3 protein-coding genes are annotated in these 2,390 nt (G+C 70.2%); 1 reads left to right on the top strand and 2 read right to left on the bottom strand.

The features are described from left to right. A partial coding sequence (locus ACIQOV_RS37650) for a GntR family transcriptional regulator (RefSeq protein WP_401055284.1) occupies positions 1 to 172 on the bottom strand: 172 nt, incomplete at its 3' end. Between the two features lie 125 nt (positions 173 to 297). On the opposite strand from ACIQOV_RS37650, the gene ACIQOV_RS37645 reads away from it, so the two are divergent. After that, positions 298 to 1,506 carry an FAD-dependent monooxygenase gene (locus tag ACIQOV_RS37645; protein ID WP_401055283.1) on the top strand — a complete coding sequence of 403 codons (1,209 nt, stop codon included), beginning with the start codon at positions 298 to 300 and terminating at the stop codon, positions 1,504 to 1,506. 134 nt (positions 1,507 to 1,640) lie between these two features. Here the strand turns inward: ACIQOV_RS37645 and ACIQOV_RS37640 are convergent, their stop codons facing one another. Then, on the bottom strand, positions 1,641 to 2,315 hold the full coding sequence (locus ACIQOV_RS37640; RefSeq protein ID WP_401055282.1) for a DUF4386 domain-containing protein: 675 nt from the start codon (positions 2,313 to 2,315) through the stop codon (positions 1,641 to 1,643). Positions 2,316 to 2,390: the final 75 nt, after the last annotated feature.

Below are 2,390 nucleotides of genomic sequence, written 5' to 3'. Positions count from 1 at the left end.
GACCCTCCTGCCGCAGGACCGCCAGCGCCTTGGTCGCCGTGGCCATGGCCACCCCCCACCGCTGCGTGACCGCCCGCGTGGAGGGCACCCGGTCACCCGGACGCAGTTCACCGACCTCGATGCGATGCCGAAGTTCGGCGGCGATCCTCGCGTACGGCGGCAAGACCGACATGATGCACTCCTCGGTGTACTAGTGCACGAAGCCTAGCGCACTAGGGTTCCTTCTCGATTTTCGCACTTCACAGGCGAACTTGAGCCTCATACGTTGTACGCACAGACCTGAGAGAGGAACCCGGGATGACCAAGAACACCACCACCACCCGCACCGTGCTGATCTCCGGCGCCAGCGTGGCCGGCCCGGCGCTCGCCCACTGGCTGCGCCGCCACGGCTTCGTCCCCACCGTGGTGGAGCGCGCCGGAGCGGTGCGCGAGGGCGGCTACGCGGTGGACTTCCGCGGCGAAGCCCTGGACGTGCTGGACCGGATGGGCCTGCTGGAGCAGATCCGCGAGCTGGACACCGAGATGGGCGACGCGGCGATGGTGGACGCCGAGGGCCGCCAGTACGCGACCCTGCCGGCCGTGATCTTCGCGGGCGACCTGGAGGTCCTCAAGGGCGATCTGACCAGGATGCTGTACGAGGCCACCCGCGACGACGTCGAGTATGTCTTCGGGGACTCCATCGCGAGCCTGACCGAGGACGAGCACGGCGTCGAGGTCACCTTCGAGCGCGGCGCTCCCCGCCGCTTCGACCTGGTCGTCGGCGCCGACGGCCTGCACTCGCGCACCCGGACGCTCACCTTCGGCCCCGAGGAGCAGTTCGTGCGCCACCTCGGCATCTACACCGCCATCTTCAGCCTGGACAACTACCTCGGCCTGCAGAACACCGGCCGTCTCCACGCCGCCCCGGGCAAGGCCGCCAACATCTTCACCGCCCGCGCCAACAGCGAGGCCCGCGCCGCCTTCCACTTCGCCGCCGGGCATCTGGAGTACGACCGCCACGACCGCGCCGGGCAGCAGCGCATCATCGCCGAACGCTTCGCGGACGACGGCTGGGAGATCCCGCGCCTGCTCCAGGAGATGGCGCAGGCATCGGACTTCTTCTTCGACGCCAACGCCCAGGTGGAGATGGACACCTGGTCCAAGGGGCGGGTCGTGCTGCTCGGCGACGCCGGGTACTGCGCCGGCCCGACCTCCGGCCGCGGCACCTCGCAGGCCCTGATCGGCGCGTACATCCTGGCCGGTGAACTCGCCGCCTCCGGTGGTGACCACACGACGGCCTTCGCCGCGTACGAGCGCGAGATGCGCGGCTACGTGACGGAGCACCAGACCCTGGGGCGCGAGGGCGCGGAGCGGTTCTTCATGCCCGCCCCCACCCAGGAGATTCTGGACATGCTGGCCGCCCAGGCACCCGAGAGCACCCGCACCACCCCGATCCGGCTGCGTGACTACGGCGCATCGCCGTCACCCGAGTCGGCGGCGGTCGCCGTGGCCGTGGGCACGGTCTGACGGCAGTCCTCGACAGGGCCCGTCGAGGACGCGGCAAGGCCCGGGGCGGAGGTCCTCACGCGTGCCTCCGGTGTCGTGCGAAGCGGGACACCCGGGAGGCGTGGGAAACGGGCGTCACCGTGTGACGGCACGGGTCAGGAGGCGGTCGTCGGGTTGAATCCCTTGGTGATCAGCCGGACGGCCAGGCACAGTTCCCAGGCGAAGACCGGAACGGCGGCGAGCATCCCCGGCCCGGAGACCTGCGGGTAGAGGCCGAACAGGACGGCGATCGCGGAGGTGAAGATCAGTGCGCCGCCGACGAGCCCCAGTACGGCGATGAAGCGCGGTATCAGCCGGGAGCGGTACAGCAGGCAGGCGAGCACCGCGGTGTTGGCTCCGCAGATGAAGTTGGGGCCGAGCAGGAACGTCCAGTCGTGGATGGCGACCAGGGCTTTCCCCGTGGTGAGGAGCGCGGCGCTGTCCGCTCCCTGCGGAGGGTGTTGGCGGAGGGTCACCAGGGCCAGCAGGCTGACGATGCCGACGGCGATGACGGCGGCTTCCAGGGTGCGCAGGCCGAGGTACCCGACGGCGAGGCCTTCGCCGTGCCGGCGGGCGACGGGGTACATCGTGCATGCGGTGGCGACGATGCCGATGGTGAGGAGCACCTCGAACAGGGCGCCCAGGAGCACTTGGGTGTCCGGGCCGGCGCCGACCACGTAGTCGGCGGTCTTCAGGATCGGGCCGTACAGGACGAGCCCGCCGATCGAGGTGACGTGGGTGATGAGGAAGCACGTGCCCGTCGCTGTCGCGAGGGTTCTCGGTGAGGCCACTTGGGGCTCCTTCGGCGGTGGAGGCGGGAAGAGGTGTACGCCGTACACCTCATGGCGGGACGGTATGGTGTACCC

The sequence above is a fragment of the Kitasatospora sp. NPDC091257 genome, assembly GCF_044757675.1.
GTDB lineage: Bacteria > Actinomycetota > Actinomycetes > Streptomycetales > Streptomycetaceae > Kitasatospora > Kitasatospora lactacystinica.
The sequence above is the reverse complement of the archived record's forward strand: the minus strand, read 5'-3'. Positions and strand labels throughout refer to the sequence as shown.

Coding starts and splice junctions, on each gene's coding strand:
- ACIQOV_RS37645 (WP_401055283.1), top strand. CDS start 298: ATGACCAAGAACACCACCACCACCCGCACCGTGCTGATCTCCGGCGCC.